The sequence below is a fragment of the Catenuloplanes nepalensis genome, assembly GCF_030811575.1.
GTDB classification, from domain to species: Bacteria; Actinomycetota; Actinomycetes; order Mycobacteriales; family Micromonosporaceae; genus Catenuloplanes; species Catenuloplanes nepalensis.
In genome coordinates, this window is record NZ_JAUSRA010000001.1 from 9,598,912 (window position 1) to 9,616,859 (window position 17,948).

Consider the following 17,948-nt stretch of genomic DNA (forward strand, 5'->3'; position numbering starts at 1 on the left):
TGTAACGGACATGCCTCGGTGGGGCCAGCCTTTTTGCGGGCTCGCTACGCTCGACGGTGCAGGGCCCGACAGGGGGAGGAGCTATGACAGATCAGACGCAGTCATGGGCGGAGCGGACGGTGCCCGTGCCGCCGGACATGCACCCGCCGGCGTCTGACCCGGGTTACGACGATGACCCGACGCGGCTCAACTTCCAGCGAGGCCGCGCGTCCGTGGCGCCCCGGGCGTCCCGGCACCACGACAATCACGATCACGAGATCGCGCCGCACGAGCCGACCGGCACCGGGTGGCCGGACTCGCCGCCCCCGCCGCCCGCCGTGCCGTTCGGCGTGCAGCTGCGCCGCGGCCGCGAGTGGGGCGTGCTCGGCCTGATCTTCTCGTTCGTCTGCTGGGGCATCTGGGCGATCTCGGACGGCGGCTCGTTCCTCGGCGCGTTCCTGACCTACGTGGTCACGCTGGTCGTCGCGGTCGGCCTGTTCGCGCTGGCCCGGCTCGTCGGGCGGCTGGTCCTGGAGCGTCAGCTGCACCGGGTGCGGCGCAGCGCGCGCGGGTCGTACCTGATCGTCGGTGCGTTCCTGATCGCGGTCGGCATCGCCTACCTCAGCCAGACCGGGTGGGTCGTCGACGTCTGGGGCTGGATCAAGGCCAACTTCTACTAGCCGGGTGCAGCGGGGGCGCCACACGCCCCCGCTGCACCGGCCTGTTCCAGCTGTTCACTGTTCCAGCTGTTCACTGTTCCAGCGTGAAGGTGCCGACGCCGCCGGTGATGGCTATGTCGTAGCGGTCGTCCGCGTCCTCCCACGCCTTCGGCGTGAAGCGCGAGTTCGGCGCGACCCGGCCGCGCGCGTCACCCAGAAGTGTGACGCTGTCCGCGCCCGCGGCGAACCGGAGCCGCGACGGTACGTCCTCGGGCGTCCGCAGCACCAGCTGGCTGATGCCGGAGCTGACCTTCAGGCGTACGGACTTCTCCGGCTCCGGTAGCGTCAGCTCCAGCCGCGTCGCGCCGCCCAGCACGTCGAAGCCGGCCAGCCGCCCCGCGCTGAAGTCGACCACGTGCTCGGTGGCGCCGCCGGTCAGCCGCACGTCCCAGCGCACCTCGGAGCTCAGCCGCACCTCGACCAGGCTCGGGCCGCGCTGGCCGGTCTCGGCCATCTGCAGCATCAGCCGGTCGCCCTGGTCGATCGCCTCCGGCCGCATGCTCGAGTCCTCCGGCGTCGAGATGCGGTAGAGGTCGCCCTCGAGGTCGTCGCTGGTCACGCTGACCGAGGTGACGCCGGAGACCAGGTCGAAGGTGAGCGCGTCCCGGCCGTCCAGCGGCGCCGAGATCGCGTGCGGGCCGTTCCCGGCGGCGGCGAGATTCAGCCCGGGTACGCCGCGCAGCGCCGCCAGCCCGCCACCCGCGACGGCCACCGCCACCACGGCGGCGGCCACCAGAATGCCGAGGCCCCGGCGGCGCGGCTTCTCCTCCGCGTCCCCGGTGTAGGTGCTGAGCACGCGCACGTCGCTCTCGGCGCCGTGCCGCGGCTTCGCCTCCCGGCGGCCGGGCGGCTGCTCGCCGGGCCCGTGCTCGCCCGGACCGGACTCGGCCGGGCCGTGCTCGGTGGCGCGGTGGTCGGTGGAGGCGGCGCGGCGGTCGGCGGACCGGCGGCCGGGCGGGGCCGGGCGGTCCGGGCCGGGGGGCGGCGGCGTGGCCAGGTGGGCCGGCGGTGCCGGCACGTCCGACCAGGACGGCTGTCCGGCGGGCTGGGACCGGTCGCGACCCGGGACCTGGTCGCGACCGGTGGTCATGGTGCCGTCCGCGCGATCGTCCCGCGCGCCGGAGGACTGACCCTCCGCGACCCGTTCGGCCCGGCCGGACCAGTTCGGATCGGTGGCGGACCAGCTCGGAGTAGCGGCGGGCCAGCCGGTAACGGCGGCGTCCGGGCTGCGCAGCGGTGGCTGCTCGCGGGTGCCGCGGTCCGGGTCGCCCGGGACCGCCGAGGGGGAGGCCCAGGACGGCGTGGTGTCCCAGGCCGGCGTCTCCGCGCCGGAGGCGGGCCGGCGATACATGGCGTACGGATCGTCCCGCGGCGCGGGCTCGTCCCAGCCGGGCGCGGCGGCCGGCGGCGCGCCCGGCTCGGGCGCGGTCTCCGGCACGGCAGGGAAGGTCCGCGACTCCCCGTCCAGATCGAACCCGGCAGGCTGAGGTGGCGCGGACCGTTGCGACGCGAACGGCTGCTGCTCCGCGGTGGCCCACGGCGCTGTGGTGGGTTGTGACGTAGCGGTGGGCGGGTGCTCCGGGGTGCCCCACGGTGCTCCGGTGGGCTGCGGCGCCCCGGTGCGCTCCATCGCTGCCGTGGGCGGCGGTTCGGGGCTGAGCTGCGGCGACGTGGTGAGCTGCGGTGACGTGACGGGCTGCGGAGCCGTCGGCGTCGTCGTCCAGGCGGTGCCGTCGGCGTCGGCCCAGAGGTCGACCACCGGCGGGCGTTCGGCCCAGCCGTTCTGGCTCAGGGTCTCCGCCCGCGGCTGCGCGGCGGCGCCATCCGCCGGACCCGGCTGGGTGGCTGCCGGTGCGGGCGCCGGGCCGGGTTGCGGGAATGCCGGTGCGGTGAGGGTGAGTTCCGTGGTGTTCGGCGTGGTGCCGGGCGTCTCCGGCCGGCCCGGTGCCGGCGGTGTCGCCGGTGCCGCCGGGTCCGACAGGCGCGGCTCGACATGCGTGAACCACTCGGAGGCCGGCTCGGGATCGGCCGGTGCGACCGGTACGAACGCCGCCTCCGCGGATCCGGCGGTGTTCCACACCGGCCTGCCCGTGGCCGTGCCGGGCGCCGGTGCGGCCGGGCCGTCGAACGCCGTGCGGGTCAGTCCGGCGTTCTCGCCGGTGTCCGGCGGCGGCGTCGCGCCCGGCGCCTCCGCCGGAGAGACCGGGCCGAAGAATCTCGAACCGGTCGAGGACGGTTCCGGTGCGGCGGCATCGGGCCAGCTGACCGGCGCGGGCGTGCCGGGTGTCCCCGCGTACGGCGTGGGCGTGGACGGCCAGGAGGCCGGGCTGCCCCAACTGCGGGTGCCGCCGCTGCTCTCCGGGTTGTCAGCCGCGGTGTCACCGTCGGCCGGGAACACGGCCGCCGCCCGGTCGTCCCGGCCACCGTCCGAGCCGTCGAACGTGCCGTTCCCGTTCCCGTTCCCGGAGGTGGCGTGCGCGTCCGCGGAGGTGTAGGCCGGGTCGCCCGGTACCGGCCACGCCGGCGTGTGGTCGTCCTGCGGCATCAGCGACAGGCCGTCCTGCGGGATCGGCGACGGCCACGGCTGCATCGAGCCCTTCGACGGGCTCACCGGCTCGCCATCGCGCCGGCCCGCCGCAGCGTCACCGCGAACGCCGGCGGCGTCACCGCCGATGCCGGCGGCGTCACCGCCGATGCCTGCGGCGTCACCGCCGATGCCTGCGGCGTCACCGCCGATGCCTGCGGCGTCACCGTGAAGCCCTGCGGCGTCACCGTGAAGCCCTGCGGCGTCACCGTGAAGCCCTGCGGCGTCACCACGAAGTCCTGCGGCGTCACCACGAAGTCCTGCGGCGTTACCGCGCATGCCTGCCGCGTTATCGCGAACGCCTGTAGCGCCATGGCGGATGCCCGCGGCGTCACCGCGCAGGCCTGCGGCGCCATCGCGAATGCCTGTGACGTCACTGCCAACGCCTGTGACGTCACTGCCAACGCCCGTGGCGCCACCGTGACTGCCCGTGGCGCCACCGCGACGGCCTGCGGCGGCATCGGCCGGTAGGTTCGCTGTGGTCCCGCCTCGCGGATCCGGCGTGGTGGCGCCCAGCGGCGGCGTGGTGCCGGATTCGTGCGGTGGGGCTGCTGCGGGCCAGGACCGGCCCGTACCGTCGAGGTTCTGGTCGGACCAAGGGTTGTCGGTCGCCGCCGGACGCTCCCGGGTGCGGGGATGCTTCGGCGGCTTGGGCGATTTGGCTGATTTCGCCGATCGGGCCCGGCCGACCAGACCGGACAGCATCGCGCGCAGGCCGCGTGGCTCGTCCGAGCCGGCGCGCGACCCCAGGTCGATGAAGGCCGGTTCGCCTTCGTGGGGCGCCGGCGCGGCGCCGGGGCCGGCGGGCTTGATCAGGGTGGACGCGCTGCCCGGCGTCTCGATGCCGCGCCAGGCGTCCCGGTTGGTGCGTGGCGCCCGGGGGAACCGGTCCTCCAGCTCCGCCTCCGGATCGAACTCGGCCGCGGTGGCCTCCGGAGCAGCGACGGGCTGCGCGGACGGCGTGGGCTGCATGGACGGCGTGGGCTGCGCGGGCGGTGTGGGCTGCGCGGGCGGCGTCACTGCGGGCGGCCGCGTCGCGGACGACGGCGTCGCGGACGACGGCGTCGCCGGTGAGCCGGCCGGCCCGCCGAAGATCGCGGCCCGCTGCTCACCGGGCCGGTCCGGAACCTCCCACATCGGCGCCGACTGCGCCGGCACCGCATCGACCGGCATCCCGCCTGCCTGCGCCGAGAAGCCCCGCTCCACGCCGTCTCCCGCCGCGAACGCCTGATCTCCCGCGAACGCCTGATCTCCCGCGAACGCCTGATCTCCCGCGAACGCCTGACCGCCCGCGAAAGCCGGGCCATCCGTGACAGCCTGACCTCCGGCGAAAGCCGGGCCATCCGTGAAAGCCTGACCTCCGGCGAAAGCTTGACCGCCCGTGAAAGCCCGGCTTCCGGCGAAGGCCTGCCCGTCCGCGAAGGCTTGATCTCCGGCGAAAGCCTGACCGCCCGTGAAAGCCTCGCCTCCGGCGAAAGGCCGGCCCCCCGCGGAAGTCGGACCGCCCGCGAAAGCCTGCCCCCCGGCGAAAGCCTGATCCGCTGCGGAAGCCTGGCCCGTCGCGGAGGCGTCGCCCGTCGTGGACGTCTGCCCCGCCGTGTAAGCCTGGCCCGCCTCAAAGGCCGGGCCGAAAGCCTGGCCCGCCTCGAAATCGGTGGCCGTGGCCCGTTCCATGCCGCCCTCCGTCCGTCACCGGACCGGGCCCGGCGATTGAAGGGGTGTGCCGGGCGGCCCGTGTCGAGGTCGTGCACGACCTCAACCGGCAGTACGCAACGGACGGCGCTCCGGATCGAACCGGCGGGCGGATTTGGGGCTGACCGGCGGAACTTAACCAACACCTAAGGAAAAGCCCGCCCGGAAGTCACGCACGGTGACCTGCGGGCGGGCAAAGGCGAGGAATCTACAGGTTTCCGCGTCGCTCCTGCTCACGCTCGATCGCCTCGAACAGCGCCTTGAAGTTGCCCTTGCCGAACCCGAGCGACCCGTGCCGCTCGATGAGCTCGAAGAAGACGGTCGGCCGGTCGCCGATCGGCGCGGTGAAGATCTGCAGCAGGTAGCCGTCCTCGTCCCGGTCGACCAGGATTCCGCGCGACTGCAGCTCCTCGATCGGCACCCGCACCTCGCCGATCCGCGCCCGCAACGCCGGATCCTCGTAGTAGCTGGGCGGCGTGGCCAGGAACTCGACGCCCTCCGCGCGCATCGCGTCGACCGTGCGCAGGATGTCGTTCGTGGCCAGCGCCAGGTGCTGCGCGCCCGGCCCGCCGTAGAACTCCAGGAACTCGTCGATCTGGGACTTCTTCTTGGCCACGGCCGGCTCGTTGAGCGGGAACTTGACCCGGTGGTTGCCGTTCGCCACCACCTTGCTCATCAGCGCGGAGTAGTCGGTGGCGATGTCGTCGCCGATGAACTCCGCCATGTTCACGAAGCCCATCACCCGGCGGTAGAACTCGACCCACTCGTCCATCCGGCCCAGCTCGACGTTGCCGACCACGTGGTCCAGCGCCTGGAACAGCCGCTTCGGCGCGCCGTCCCGCTTGACGTAAGCAGAGCTGCGGGCGACGTATCCGGGCAGGTAGGGGCCGGTGTAGCGGGACCGGTCGACCAGCGTGTGCCGGGTGTCGCCGTACGCCGCGATCGCGGCGGTCCGGACCGTGCCGAACGAGTCGCTGACGTCGTGCGGATGCTCCAGCACGGTCGCGCCCGCGGAGACCGCCTGGGCCACGCACCGGTCCACGTCCGGGACCTCGAGCGCGATGTCCGCGACGCCGTCGCCGTGCGCGCGGTGGTGGTCGAGCAGCGGGCTGTCCGGCGCCACGCCGCCCTTGATCACGAAGCGGCAGGAGCCGCTCTTCAGCACGAACGCCCTGTGGTCGCGGTTGCCGGTCTCCGGGCCGGAGTACGCGACGAGCTCCATGCCGAACGCGGACTGGTACCAGTGGGCGGTCTGGGTGGCGTTGCCGACGACGAAGACGACCGCGTCCCACCCGGTGACCGGGAACGGGTCGCGGCTGGCGTCGTACTCCACGAGGCCGACGAGCTGCCGGAGGGTGTCGGCGTCGAGCTGGGCCTGGCGTTCCTGATCGGTGAGCGGTGCGCTGGTCACGAGCGGGCCTCCAACCGAGAAGCAAAGGGTGTGCCCCCATCGCAGCGCCCCCGGCGAGACGACGCAACAGTCACAACGAAAGCTGAACAACCTGGCCACACTGCCGTAATCGAGGCGTGAACTGCTATACAAATTGCGTGATCGACGAGCTGGACGCGCGCATCCTGCGGATCTTCGACGAGGACCCGCGGATCGGTGTGCTGGAGGCGTCCCGCCGGCTCGGGGTGGCCCGCGGCACGGTGCAGGCCCGGCTCGACCGCCTGGAGCGGCGCGGCGTGATCACGTCGTTCGCGCCGTCCGTCTCGCCGGCCGCGCTCGGCTTCGAGGTGACCGCGTTCGTGACGCTGGAGATCCGGCAGGGCGCCGGCCACGACGCGGTCGCGACGCACCTGGACGGGATCCCGGAGGTGCTGGAGGCGCACACGGTCACCGGCGCCGCGGACCTGTTCCTGCGCGTGGTCGCGCGCAGCAACGCGGACCTGCAGAGGGTGATCGACCGGATCGTGGCCGGCCCGGCGATCGAGCGGGCCGCGAGCGTGATCGCGCTGAAGACGCAGATTCCGTACCGTGTGATGCCTTTGATCAGGGTTTCAGCAGCACCTTGATGGTGCCGTCGGTCTTCCGCTGGAACGCCTCGTAGGCGGCCGGTGCGTCGTCCAGCGGCATCCGGTGCGTGGCGAATCCGTCCACGCCGAGCACGTCGTCCGGCGAGGTCAGCAGCGGCATTCATCTCCGGGACCTCCATGCCGACCGCGTCGATCACCGAGTCCGGGCCGCGGCCCGCCCCGTCATGTCGCGGATCAGGTCGCCCGAGGATGTCGCCGTCGCCCATGAACGGGCCCATCACCACGTAGAGGTGCGGATCTCCGGGTCCGGGACCGTCTCCACGCGAACGTCCCGCCGGCCGTGCCAGGTGACCGCCTTCATGTCCACAGGCTCGCCGGTGGACATGAAGGCGGTGTCACTTATGCGAGAGGACGCATAGATCAGGCCGGGGTCTCCGACTTGTCGCCCGACCACTGGGTGTGGAACGAGCCGTCCCGGTCGGTCCGGCGGTAGGTGTGCGCGCCGAAGTTGTCGCGCAGGCCCTGGATCAGCGCGGCCGGCAGCCGGTCGCGGCGCAGCGCGTCGTAGTAGGCCAGCGAGGACGAGAACGCCGGCGCCGGGATGCCCGCGCTGGCGGAGGCGGAGACGACCCGCCGCCACGAGTCCACGCCGCTCTGCACGGCCTCGGCGAAATACGGGGCGACCAGCAGCGACGGCAGCTTCGGGTCGGCGTCGTAGGCCTCCCGGATGCGGTTCAGGAACCGCGCCCGGATGATGCAGCCGCCACGCCAGATCGTCGCCATCGCGCCCGGGTCGATGCCCCAGCCGTACTCCTCGGAGCCGGCGATCACCTGGTCGAAGCCCTGCGCGTACGCGACGACCTTCGACGCGTAGAGCGCGGCGCGCACGTCCTCGATGAACTGCTCCCGGTCGGTGACCTCGAGCGAGCCGACCGAGGAGCCGAACGTGCGGGCCGCGGCGGCGCGCTGGTCCGCGTGGCCGGAGATCGACCGGGCGAACGTGGCCTCCGCGATGCCGGTGATCGGCACGCCCAGGTCGAGCGCGGACTGCACGGTCCAGCGGCCGGTGCCCTTCTGCTCCGCCTGGTCGAGCACGATGTCGACGAAGCCCTTGCCGGTCTCCGCGTCCGTGTGCTTGAGCACCTGCGCGGTGATCTCGATCAGGAACGACTCCAGGTCGCCCTGGTTCCACGTCTCGAAGATCTCGCCGATCTCGGCCGGAGTCGCGTTCAAGCCCTCGCGGAGCAGGTCGTACGCCTCCGCGATGAGCTGCATGTCCGCGTACTCGATGCCGTTGTGGACCATCTTGACGAAGTGGCCGGCGCCGTCCGGGCCGACGTGCACGCAGCAGGCCGTGCCGTCCACCTTGGCGGAGATCGCCTCGAACATCGGGCCGAGCTTCGCGTACGACTCCTTGGAGCCGCCGGGCATGATGCTCGGGCCGAGCAGCGCGCCCTCCTCGCCGCCGCTCACACCCGTACCCACGAAGTGCAGGCCCTTGGCGCGCAGCGCCTCCTCGCGGCGACGGGTGTCGGCGAAGTGCGCGTTGCCGCAGTCGATGACGATGTCGCCCTCTTCGAGCAGCGGGACCAGCTCGTCGATGACCGCGTCGGTCGGGCCGCCGGCCTTGACCATGACGATCACGGCGCGCGGGCGCTCCAGCGAGGCGACGAACTCCTCCAGCGTCTCGCCGGGGATGAACGTGCCCTCGTCACCGTGGTCCGCGACCAGGGTGCGGGTGCGCTCGGGCGAGCGGTTGTGCACGGCGACCGTGAAGCCGTTGCGGGCGAGGTTGCGCGCCAGGTTGCGCCCCATGACGGCAAGGCCGGTGACCCCGATCTGCGCCTTGCCGGTCTTCTCTTCGCTCATCGGATCTCGCTTCTTCTCGTGTGTGTGCCCCGAGTCTTCGGGATCGACTCTGCCACGGATGCGGGCCGTCGTCCGTGTCTCACATCGCATGTGGGACGGCTACCCGGCGATACGGTGCCCGGCCACCGGACGGTTCAGTTCGCCCCCACGGAGGCGGATCATGAAGTTAAACTGCCCAACAGGTAACGTTGGAGTTACGTGGGCGGAAAGGCTAAGCCTCCAACCCGGGGTGCCGATGCTGCCGTCAACCACGAAGGGAGAGCCACATGGCGAAGAAGTCGAAGAAGGACAAGAAGAAGGACAAGAAGAACAAGAAGAAGAAGTAACCCTTCGCGGACCGGCCGGTCTCCTCCGGCCGGTCCCGCGGTTTTCTGGCTAGGGTGTCCGGCGTGACCGCTCCACCACGCCCCGGACCCGCACTGCGCATCTCCACCCCCGCGCTCAACCCCGCGCTCAGGTCGTTCCTGAGCAACGAGGCCGGTGGCGGCGCCGCACTCCTGATCGGCACCGTGCTCGCGATAATCTGGGCCAACTCCCCCTGGTGGGAGTCGTACTTCGCGCTCTGGCACACCCACGTCTCGCTGCACGTCGGCGGCTGGGCGCTGGAGATGGACCTCCATCATGTGATCAACGACGCACTGATGGCCATCTTCTTCCTCGTCCTCGGCCTGGAGATCAGCCGCGAGGCGGTCTCCGGTGAGCTGCGCGACCGGCGCACCATGCTCGTCCCCACGCTCGGTGCCATCGGCGGCATGATCCTGCCGATCGCGATCTTCCTGGCCATCAACCCGTCCGGCGAGGCCGCGCACGGGTGGGGCGTCGTGATGTCCACCGACACCGCGTTCGTGCTCGGCGTGCTCGCGCTCTTCGGCCCGCGCTGCCCCGACCAGCTGCGGGTCTTCCTGCTCACGCTCGCCGTGGTGGACGACATCGGCGCGATCGGCGTGCTGGCCGTCTTCTACACCGACACCGTGCGCGTCACGCCGCTGCTCGTCGCGGCCGTGCTGCTCGCCGTGGTACTGCTGCTGCGCTGGCTCGGCGTGTGGCGGCTCGCGCCGTACGTGTTCCTCACCATCGCCATGTGGATAGCGGTCTACGAGTCCGGCGTCCACCCGACGCTGGCCGGCGTGCTGATCGGCCTCTCCATCTCGGCGAAACCCGCGTCCCAGGAACAGATCCGGCGCATCCCGCTCTACGGCCGCGCGCTGATGGAGTCGCAGAGCGCGGAACGCGTGCAACAGGCGATCCTCCAGGCCTCCGCCACGGTCAGCGCCAGCGAACGGATGGAACGGCGGCTGCACCCCTGGTCGGCGTACCTGGTCATCCCCGCGTTCGGCCTGGCCAACGCGGGCGTCCGGCTGACCGGCGACGTGGTCCGTGACGCGCTGGTGTCACCGCTGACGATCGGCATCGTGATCGCGCTGGTGGCCGGCAACACGATCGGCATCTTCGGCGCGTCCTGGATCGCGCTGCGCACCAACCTCGGCATGCTGCCCGGCCGGGTCCGCTACAGCCACCTGCTCGGCGGCTCGATCCTGGCCGGCATGGGCTTCACCATCTCACTGTTCATCGCGGAGCTGGCGTTCGACGACGAGCGGCTCCGCGACCAGGCGAAGATCGGCATCCTGGCCGGCTCGTTCATCGCGGCCGTGGTCGGCGCCTGGGTGATCCGCTGGATGGGCGAGCGCTCGCCGCTCTGTTCACCGTCCAGTGACGGCCCGCCGCCGCTGCCACCGCTGCCGTGGGTGGCGCCGGTCCCGCCGAACCTGCCGGGTCCGCCGTCCGGCTTCGGCATCCCGTCCGACATCCGTGACACGCTGCCCTCCACCACGTCGCCGGCCCTCGCCTCGGCCGCCCAGATCGCCACGCTGACCAAGCCGTCGCCGGAACCGTCGCCGGAACCGTCAGCCGAGCCGTCGTTCGATCCGGGCCCGGCGGATCCGCAGCGGTGCGAGCCGGGACAGACCCCGCCGCAGACGGTGAAAGAGCTGAAAGAGCCCTAAGAGCTTGATATGCCCGCTTCCGGCGGCGTGCGATCCGCATGCTCCCGCGGGCACCGGTCGTCGCTGGCGCTCCTCCCTGCCAGTGACGCCGTGCCAGACCCAACCCCAACCCCATGATCCACGCGTCCCCCAGGTCGTTCTGACGACCTGGGGGACGCGTGGATCTCTGGTGGGGGATCACTGTGCGGGGCCTTGTGGGCTGCCGGGCGCGGGGAGCGGCTCGGGGGTCCGGTTCTGCATCTGCTGGAAGATCATCGAGGTGCGGAAGTCGGTGATCTCGCGCCGCTTGCTCAGCCGGTCCAGCAGGAACGCGTGCAGGTGGTCCAGGTCCGGCACCGCCACGTGCAGCAGGAAGTCGTCGCCGCCGGCCAGCACGAACACGCTCAGCACCTCGGTCATCTCGCTCGCCGCCGCCTTGAACGCGTTGATCACGTCCCGGTTCAGCGGCCGCACCTGCACCGAGACCAGCGCCTGCACGCCCCGGCCGATCGCGTTCGGGTCGATGTCCGCGTGGTAGCCGCGGATCACGCCGCGCCGGGTCAGCGCGCGCACCCGCTCCAGGCACGTCGACGGCGCGATGCCGAGCCGGCGGGCGAGCTCGCGGTTGGACAACCGCGCATCCGACTGGAGGAGGCGGACCAGCGCCGAATCTAGTTCGTCCATCCCGTGACTATGACAGGCGATTTCGACCGAACGTTCGGTGAGACCCCGTCTGCTCCTGCCAACTGCCTAACTTGGGCCGCATGAAACGGCTCAACGTTCGCTATGGAACGGCTATTCTGCTCGGCGGCGTACTCGGGCCCGGCGTGCTCGTGCTGCCGCAGCTCGGCGCCGCCGTCGCCGGTCCGGCGTCGATCCTGGCCTGGGCCGCGCTGCTGCTGCTCAGCGCGCCGGTCGCGATCACGTTCGCGGTGCTCGGCGTGCGCTACCCGGACGGCGGCGGCGTGGCCGCGTTCGCCCGGCGCGCGTTCGGCGACCGGACCGCGGCCGTGGTCGGCATCTGGTTCTACGGCGTCATCCCGCTCGGCACGTTCGCCGGCGCGCTGGTCGGCGCGGAGGCGGCCGCGGCCGCGCTGGGCCTCGGCCGGGGTGTCGCGCTGGTCACCGCCGTGCTGCTGATGGCCGCCGCGTTCGCCGTCAACGCGGCCGGCCTGCGCACCTCCGGCCGCGTGCAGATGTGGCTGCTGACGCTGCTGGTCGGCCTGCTCGGCACCGCGATCGTCACGGCCGCCGTGCACGTGCGGGCCGCGCACTTCACCCCGTTCGCGCCGCACGGTGCCGGTGGCGTGGCCGCCGCGATCGGCGTGCTGCTCTTCGCGTTCGTCGGCTGGGAGGCCGCCAGCCACCTCTCCGCGGACTTCGCCGCCGACGAGGCCGACGAGGCCGGCCGCCGCGGCCGGCGCGTGCTGATGCGCTCCACCCAGGGCGCGCTCGCCATCGTCGGCGTGCTCTACCTCGCGCTGGCCGTGGTGACCGTCGGCGTCCTCGGCCCGCGCGCGGCCGAGAGCGGCGCGCTGGGCGCGCTGCTGGAGACCGGCATCGGCCCGGCCGCGCGCCCGATCCTGGCCGTGGCCGCGCTGCTGCTCAGCTTCGGCGGCATCAACACCTACCTGGCCGGTGCCGCCCGTCTCGGCGCCGCGCTGGCCCGCGAGCGCGTGCTGCCCCGCTGGTTCGCCCGCGGCGGCGAGCCCGGCGCGGTCCCGCTGCGCAGCCTCGGCCTGCTCGCCGCGATGAGCGCGGCCTGTGCCGTACCCCTGCTGGTGCTGAATCTGGATCTTGATTTCCTGCTGCGCGTCACGGCCGCCTGCCTCGCCGCCGTCACGCTCGTCGGCGCCGCCTCCGCCGTCCGGCTGCTCCCGCCCGGCCGCGAACGCCGCACGGCCACCGTCGGCACCGCGCTCTCCGCAGTCGCGCTCGCCTGCTGCGGACCGTTTCTACTGGCCCCGGCGCTGCTCGCCGCGCTCACGCTGGCCGGCTCCGTCGGCCGCGGCCCGCGCCCACAGCCACCGGCACCGGATTCGCCGGCCGAGCATCCGCCGGCCGAGCATCCGCCGGCCGAGCATCCGGCGGCTGCGAATCCGGCGGCTGCGAATCCGGCGTATCTGGCTCCGGCATCGGGCTCGGCGCACCCGGCGACGGCACACGCGACGACCCCGGCGACGGTCCCGCGCTCGCCGTCGCCGCACGCGCCGCAGTCCGCCACGGCCTGAAGAAACATGATCGGGGCATTTCCCAAGCCGTTGGAACGACATGGGGGACGCCCCGATCACGGGAGAGGCAGCGGGTCAGGCGCGGCGGAGGGTGAGGGTGGTGGCGCGGCGGAGTTCGGCGAGCTCGATGCGGCCGCCGTAGGGGGCGTCGTTGATCAGGAGGCTGGGCGTGCCGCCGATGCCGGAGGCGACGCCGGTGGCGTAGTCCTCCTGCACCTTCGGCGCGAACTGCTGCGCGGCCTCGCCGGTGGCCAGCTCCGGGTCGGCGCCGACCGCCTCCGCGTAGTGGCGCAGGAACGCGTCCTCCAGCCGGTCCTGCTTCTTGAACAGCACGTGGTGCATGTCCCAGAAGACGCCGGCCGCCGTGGTCGACTCGGCCGCGAGCGCGGCGGTCAGCGCGTACTCGTGGATCTCGAACAGCGGGAAGTGGCGGAAGACCAGGCGGACCTGGCCGTCCGACTCCTCGACCAGCCGGCGCAGGACCGGAGCCGCGCCCGCGCAGTAGGGGCACTGGTAATCGCCGTACTCCAGCACCGTCACCGGCGCGTCCGCGTTTCCGAACACATGGTCCATGTGCCCCATCCTGGTCAGTGCACCGCCACCTCGACAACCGAGGCGTCCGTCACCCGCACCGGATAGGCCGGCAGGTTTACGCCCGGCACGTCCAGGCAGGCGCCGGAGCGCAGGTCGTAGACCTGCTTGTGCAGCGGCGACGCCACCGTGGGAGCGTCGCCGCGGCTGCCGACGATGCCGCGCGACATCACGTACGCGCCGGAGATCGGGTCCTGGTTGCCGACCGCGAAGATCTCGCCGTCCGACGTGCGGAACAGCGCGACCTGCACGCCGTCGACCAGTGCTGCGATGCCGCGATCCGGTTCCAGGCGGTCCAGCGGGCAGACCGCGACGAAGGTTCGAACGTCGAGGATCATGCGAGGCTCCCCTCTGTGGTGACGGCCGGCATGCCGAGCAGCACCGGCTGGCGGTTGGCGGAATCGGAGTCGGCGACGGGCACCGGCTGCCCGCGCTCGACGGTGAAGCTGATCGACGGGTCCGGCGAGTCCGGCGCGTTGACGAACGAGACGAACCGGGCGAGCCGGTCCGGGTCGTCCAGCGTCGCGGCCCACTCGTCCGCGTAGTTCGTCACGTGGCCGGCCATCGCGGCGTCCAGCTCCGCGCACAGGCCGAGCGAGTCGTGCACGATCACGTCGCGCAGGTGCTCGATCCCGCCGTCCAGCGACTCGATCCAGGCCGCGGTCCGCTGCAGCCGGTCCGCGCTGCGGATGTAGAAGATCAGGAACCGGTCGATCGTGCGGACCAGTTCCTCCGTGGTGAGGTCGGTGGCGAACAGGTCGGCGTGCCGGGGCCGGAAGCCGCCGTTGCCGCCGACGTAGAGGTTCCAGCCGTTGTCCGTGGCGATGATGCCGAAGTCCTTGCTGCGCGCCTCCGCGCACTCCCGGGCGCAGCCGGAGACCGCGGACTTGAGCTTGTGCGGCGAGCGCAGGCCGCGGTAGCGCAGCTCCAGCGCGACGGCCAGCCCGACCGAGTCCTGCACGCCGTAACGGCACCAGGTCGACCCGACGCACGACTTGATGGTGCGCAGCGACTTGCCGTACGCGTGCCCGCTCTCGAACCCGGCGTCGACCAGCCGCTTCCAGATCAGCGGCAGCTGTTCCACCCGGGCGCCGAACATGTCGATCCGCTGCCCGCCGGTGATCTTCGTGTAGAGGTTGAAGTCGCGCGCCACCTCGCCGATCACGATCAGCTTCTCCGGCGTGATCTCGCCGCCGGGGATCCGCGGGACCACCGAGTACGTGCCGTTGCGCTGGATGTTCGCCAGGAAGTGGTCGTTGGTGTCCTGCAGCGAGGCCTGCTCGCCCTCCAGCACGTAGCCGGTGTGCAGCGACGCCAGGATCGAGGCCACGGCCGGCTTGCAGATGTCGCAGCCCCTACCCCGGCCGACCTCCGAGATCAGCGCGGAGAACGACCGGATGTTGCGCACCCGGACGATGTCGAACAGCTCCTGCCGCGAGTGGTCGAAGTGCTCGCACAGCGCCTTCGACTGCTCCACACCCTCCAGGGTCAGGAGCTGTTTGAGCATCGGTACGCAGGACCCGCAGCTCGTCCCGGCCCGGGTACACGCCTTGATCGCCGGCACGTCCGCGCAGCCCTGGGCGTGGATCGCGTCGACGATCGCGTCCTTGGTGACCGCGTTGCACGAGCAGACCTGCGCGGAACCGGGCAGCGCCGCCAGCCCGGCCCCCGGGTCGACGTCGGCACCGGCCGGCGCGAGCAGCGTCAGCGGGGGAGCGGACAGCGCGAGCCCCACCCCGGCCCGCAACGTCGGGTAGGACGTCGCGTCGCCGACCAGCACGCCACCGAGCAGCGTCTTCGCGTCGTCGGAGAGCACCAGTTTGGCGTAGACGCGGGTGGCCGGGTCGGTGAACGTCACGTCCAGGCAGCCCTCGGTGGTGCCGTGCGCGTCACCGAACGACGCCACGTCCACGCCGAGCAGCTTCAGTTTGGTCGACATGTCCGCACCCGGGAACGTGGCCGCGCCGCCGAGCAGCCGGTCCGCGACCACCTCGGCCTGCGCGTACCCGGGGGCGACCAGGCCGTAGCAGACGCCGTCGACGGCCGCGCACTCACCGACCGCGTAGACGTCCTCGGCGGAGGTCCGGCAGGTCGAGTCGACGAGGATGCCACCGCGCGCACCGACCTCGAGGCCGGCGGCGCGGGCCACGTCGTCGCGGGGCCGGATGCCGGCCGCCACGATCACCATGTCGGCCTTGACGACCGCGCCGTTGGACAGGCTCAGCGTCGCGACCGCACCGTCCTCGCCGGCGTTGAGAGCCGTGGTCCCGGTGCCGGTGTGGACGGTCACGCCGAGGTCTTCCACATAGCGCCGGAGCATGGCGCCGCCGGCCTCGTCGACCTGCACCGGCATCAGCCGCGGGGCGAACTCGACCACGTGCGTGGACAGGCCTAGCAGCCGCATCGCGTTCGCGGCCTCCAGGCCGAGCAGCCCGCCGCCGATCACCGCGCCGATCGACCGGCCGGCCGCGTAGTCGCGGATCGCCTCCAGGTCGTCCAGCGTGCGGTAGACGAACACGCCGGGCAGGTCCTTGCCCGGCACCGGCGGGACGAACGGGTACGAGCCGGTCGCGAAGACCAGCGCGTCATAGGCGTAGGTCCCGGCCGCGGTCGTCACGATCCTGGCATCGAGGTCGACCGACTCCACCGGCTCGCTCAACCGCAGGTCGACCGCGGAGTCCGGGGTGTGCAGGTTCAGGTCCTCGGCCGACGAGCCGTCGAAGAACGCGGAGAGCTTCACCCGGTCGTACGCGGCGCGGCTCTCCTCGGCCAGCACCGTGACCGACCACGCGCCGTCCACGTCGCGGGAGCGCACCGCCTCGACGAGCCGCTGCCCGACCATCCCGTTGCCGATGATGACAAGCCGCTTCATGCCACAACCTCCGAGGCGGGGCTGTCCACCGAGGACAGCCAGTCGACGATGCCGCGGACCGCGTCCCCGCAGGTCCCGCAGCCGGTGGTGGCGCGCGTCGCGGCGACCACGTCGCCGATCGAGCGGGCACCGGACCGCCAGCAGCGCACCAGCGCGCCCTTGCTGACGTTGTTGCACTGACAGACCGTGGCCGCGTCCGGCATCAGCGCCGGCGACTCGGCCACGGTGACCGGCGCGGCACCGAGCGCGCGGCCGAGCAGCAGTGCGCGCCGGTCGCTCGGCACCGGCGTGCCGCGGTCGAAGAGCTGGATGACCGTGCCGATCGCCGGGTTGTCGCCCAGCATGATCGCGCCGGTCAGCCGCTCGCCGTCGATGACGAGCCGCGCGTACGTACCCCGTGCCGGATCCGCGAAGGTGAGCTCCTCCGGCCCGTCCAGCGTGCCCATCGCGGCCAGGTCGATGCCGGTCGCCTTCAGCCGGGTCACCACGGCCGGCGGCCGGTAGACCGCGTCCGGGTCCTCGCCGGTCAGTCGCGCCGCCACCACGCGCGCCTGCTCCCAGGCCGGTGCGACCAGGCCGCCGGTGACGCCGTCGTGCTCCGCGCAGTCGCCGATCGCGCTGATGGCCGGATCGTCGGTGCGCATCGCGTCGTCGACCAGCACGCCGCGGTTCGTGCGCAGCCCCGCCGCGCGGGCCAGCCCGGTCTCGGCCCGCACGCCGCACGCCAGCACCAGCAGGTCCGCGTCCAGCGCACGGCCGTCCGCCAGCCGCACGGTGATGCCGTCCGGCGTGCTCTCCACCGACTCCGTGGCCGCGTCCAGGACGCATTCGATGCCGAGGCCCGCGAGGGTACGGGTGAGCACGCCGCTCGCCCCGGTGTCGATCTGCCGGTTCATCAGCCGGTCGACCGCGTGCACCACGCGCACGGACAGCCCGCGCGCGGTCAGCCCGCGCGCCGCCTCCAGCCCGAGGAGCCCGCCGCCGAGCACGATCGCGGTCCGCGCGCTCTCCGCCACGGCCAGGATCCGGCGGCAGTCGTCGAGCGTCCGGAACACCGCCACCCGCTCCGGCAGCTCCACCCCTGATCGAGGCGTCGCCGATGCGGTCGCGGCGACATGGGGAACGCCCTGACCACGGGGGGTGAACACGTCCGGGATGATCGCCTCGCCGCCGGTGGCCAGGACCAGGTGGTCGTAGGGGTGGACCTCGCCGCAGTCGGTGGTGACGGTCCGGGCCTCCCGGTCGATCGACACGACCGCGGTGCCGGGGCGCACGTCCACGCCGTGCCCGGCCGCCTCGGTGATCTCCACGTCCGCCTCGCCGACCTTGCCGGCCAGCAGGTTCGACAGCATGATCCGGTTGTAGGCGCGATGCGGTTCCGCGCCCAGCACGGTGACCTTCACGTCCGCCTTGCGCGCGCGCAGTTCCGCGGCGAGGCGGGAGCCGGCCATG

General features: G+C 72.6%; 15 protein-coding genes. 5 read left to right on the forward strand and 10 right to left on the reverse strand.

All coding sequences use genetic code 11. The annotated features are described in order from the left end of the window. Positions 1-83 precede the first annotated feature (83 nt). Positions 84-659, forward strand: coding sequence for a hypothetical protein (locus J2S43_RS41830; RefSeq protein WP_306839009.1), 576 nt, complete (start codon positions 84-86; stop codon positions 657-659). Positions 660-729: 70 nt separating this feature from the next. Here the strand turns inward: J2S43_RS41830 and J2S43_RS41835 are convergent, their stop codons facing one another. Next, positions 730-3,309 (reverse strand): hypothetical protein, encoded by a 2,580-nt coding sequence (locus tag J2S43_RS41835; RefSeq protein WP_306839011.1) that lies wholly within the window; start codon positions 3,307-3,309, stop codon positions 730-732. After that, complete coding sequence (locus J2S43_RS41840) at positions 3,306-3,743, reverse strand: ribosomal eL19 family protein (protein WP_306839013.1); 438 nt, start codon at positions 3,741-3,743, stop codon at positions 3,306-3,308. Before J2S43_RS41840 ends, J2S43_RS41835 begins: the two co-directional genes overlap by 4 nt. Before the next feature lie 347 nt (positions 3,744-4,090). Here J2S43_RS41840 and J2S43_RS41845 point away from each other — a divergent pair, with 347 nt between their 5' ends. Continuing rightward, positions 4,091-4,513, forward strand: coding sequence for a hypothetical protein (locus J2S43_RS41845; RefSeq protein WP_306839015.1), 423 nt, complete (start codon positions 4,091-4,093; stop codon positions 4,511-4,513). 669 nt (positions 4,514-5,182) lie between these two features. Here J2S43_RS41845 and hppD read toward each other — a convergent pair. Further along, complete coding sequence (gene hppD / locus J2S43_RS41850; RefSeq protein WP_306839018.1) at positions 5,183-6,385, reverse strand: 4-hydroxyphenylpyruvate dioxygenase; 1,203 nt, start codon at positions 6,383-6,385, stop codon at positions 5,183-5,185. A 137-nt stretch (positions 6,386-6,522) separates the two neighbouring features. Here hppD and J2S43_RS41855 point away from each other — a divergent pair, with 137 nt between their 5' ends. Continuing rightward, positions 6,523-6,990, forward strand: coding sequence for an Lrp/AsnC family transcriptional regulator (locus J2S43_RS41855; protein ID WP_306839020.1), 468 nt, complete (start codon positions 6,523-6,525; stop codon positions 6,988-6,990). Here the strand turns inward: J2S43_RS41855 and J2S43_RS41860 are convergent. Both J2S43_RS41860 and gnd read right to left on the reverse strand, forming a co-directional pair. Then, positions 6,968-7,111 (reverse strand): hypothetical protein, encoded by a 144-nt coding sequence (locus J2S43_RS41860; RefSeq protein ID WP_306839022.1) that lies wholly within the window; start codon positions 7,109-7,111, stop codon positions 6,968-6,970. The two genes, J2S43_RS41855 and J2S43_RS41860, sit on opposite strands and share 23 nt — an antisense overlap. 260 nt (positions 7,112-7,371) lie before the next feature. After that, positions 7,372-8,820: an NADP-dependent phosphogluconate dehydrogenase gene (gene gnd / locus J2S43_RS41865; protein WP_306839025.1), complete on the reverse strand. Its 1,449-nt coding sequence runs from the start codon at positions 8,818-8,820 to the stop codon at positions 7,372-7,374. A 389-nt stretch (positions 8,821-9,209) separates the two neighbouring features. On the opposite strand from gnd, the gene nhaA reads away from it, so the two are divergent. Next, entirely contained in the window at positions 9,210-10,823 is a 1,614-nt protein-coding gene (nhaA, locus tag J2S43_RS41870) for a Na+/H+ antiporter NhaA (RefSeq protein WP_306839027.1), read from the forward strand. 177 nt (positions 10,824-11,000) lie between these two features. On the opposite strand, the gene J2S43_RS41875 is transcribed toward nhaA, so the two are convergent. Then, complete coding sequence (locus J2S43_RS41875) at positions 11,001-11,486, reverse strand: Lrp/AsnC family transcriptional regulator (RefSeq protein ID WP_306839028.1); 486 nt, start codon at positions 11,484-11,486, stop codon at positions 11,001-11,003. Positions 11,487-11,566: 80 nt separating this feature from the next. On the opposite strand from J2S43_RS41875, the gene J2S43_RS41880 reads away from it, so the two are divergent. Next, entirely contained in the window at positions 11,567-13,033 is a 1,467-nt protein-coding gene (locus tag J2S43_RS41880; protein WP_306839030.1) for an APC family permease, read from the forward strand. A gap of 75 nt (positions 13,034-13,108) precedes the next feature. On the opposite strand, the gene J2S43_RS41885 is transcribed toward J2S43_RS41880, so the two are convergent. The 4 genes from J2S43_RS41885 to J2S43_RS41900 are packed head-to-tail and all read right to left on the reverse strand — an operon-like array spanning position 13,109 to position 17,947. Further along, positions 13,109-13,606: a DsbA family protein gene (locus tag J2S43_RS41885; protein ID WP_306839032.1), complete on the reverse strand. Its 498-nt coding sequence runs from the start codon at positions 13,604-13,606 to the stop codon at positions 13,109-13,111. A gap of 14 nt (positions 13,607-13,620) precedes the next feature. Further along, entirely contained in the window at positions 13,621-13,962 is a 342-nt protein-coding gene (gene nirD, locus J2S43_RS41890; protein WP_306839033.1) for a nitrite reductase small subunit NirD, read from the reverse strand. After that, the gene (nirB, locus tag J2S43_RS41895) at positions 13,959-16,496 is read right to left on the reverse strand and encodes a nitrite reductase large subunit NirB (protein ID WP_306839035.1); all 2,538 of its coding nucleotides are present in this window, start codon (positions 16,494-16,496) and stop codon (positions 13,959-13,961) included. The genes nirD and nirB overlap by 4 nt, the downstream gene beginning before the upstream one ends. Continuing rightward, positions 16,493-17,947 (reverse strand): FAD-dependent oxidoreductase, encoded by a 1,455-nt coding sequence (locus J2S43_RS41900; RefSeq protein WP_370881830.1) that lies wholly within the window; start codon positions 17,945-17,947, stop codon positions 16,493-16,495. Before J2S43_RS41900 ends, nirB begins: the two co-directional genes overlap by 4 nt. Position 17,948: the final 1 nt, after the last annotated feature.

Excerpts from the sequence above, each read along its gene's own strand:
- gnd (WP_306839025.1), bottom strand. The coding sequence starts at position 8,820 with ATGAGCGAAGAGAAGACCGGCAAGGCGCAGATCGGGGTCACCGGCCTT.
- nirB (WP_306839035.1), bottom strand. The coding sequence starts at position 16,496 with ATGAAGCGGCTTGTCATCATCGGCAACGGGATGGTCGGGCAGCGGCTC.
- J2S43_RS41900 (WP_370881830.1), bottom strand. The coding sequence starts at position 17,947 with ATGGCCGGCTCCCGCCTCGCCGCGGAACTGCGCGCGCGCAAGGCGGAC.
- J2S43_RS41860 (WP_306839022.1), bottom strand. The coding sequence starts at position 7,111 with ATGCCGCTGCTGACCTCGCCGGACGACGTGCTCGGCGTGGACGGATTC.
- J2S43_RS41875 (WP_306839028.1), bottom strand. The coding sequence starts at position 11,486 with ATGGACGAACTAGATTCGGCGCTGGTCCGCCTCCTCCAGTCGGATGCG.
- J2S43_RS41880 (WP_306839030.1), top strand. The coding sequence starts at position 11,567 with ATGAAACGGCTCAACGTTCGCTATGGAACGGCTATTCTGCTCGGCGGC.
- J2S43_RS41830 (WP_306839009.1), top strand. The coding sequence starts at position 84 with ATGACAGATCAGACGCAGTCATGGGCGGAGCGGACGGTGCCCGTGCCG.
- J2S43_RS41885 (WP_306839032.1), bottom strand. The coding sequence starts at position 13,606 with ATGGACCATGTGTTCGGAAACGCGGACGCGCCGGTGACGGTGCTGGAG.
- nirD (WP_306839033.1), bottom strand. The coding sequence starts at position 13,962 with ATGATCCTCGACGTTCGAACCTTCGTCGCGGTCTGCCCGCTGGACCGC.
- J2S43_RS41840 (WP_306839013.1), bottom strand. The coding sequence starts at position 3,743 with ATGCCGCCGCAGGCCGTCGCGGTGGCGCCACGGGCAGTCACGGTGGCG.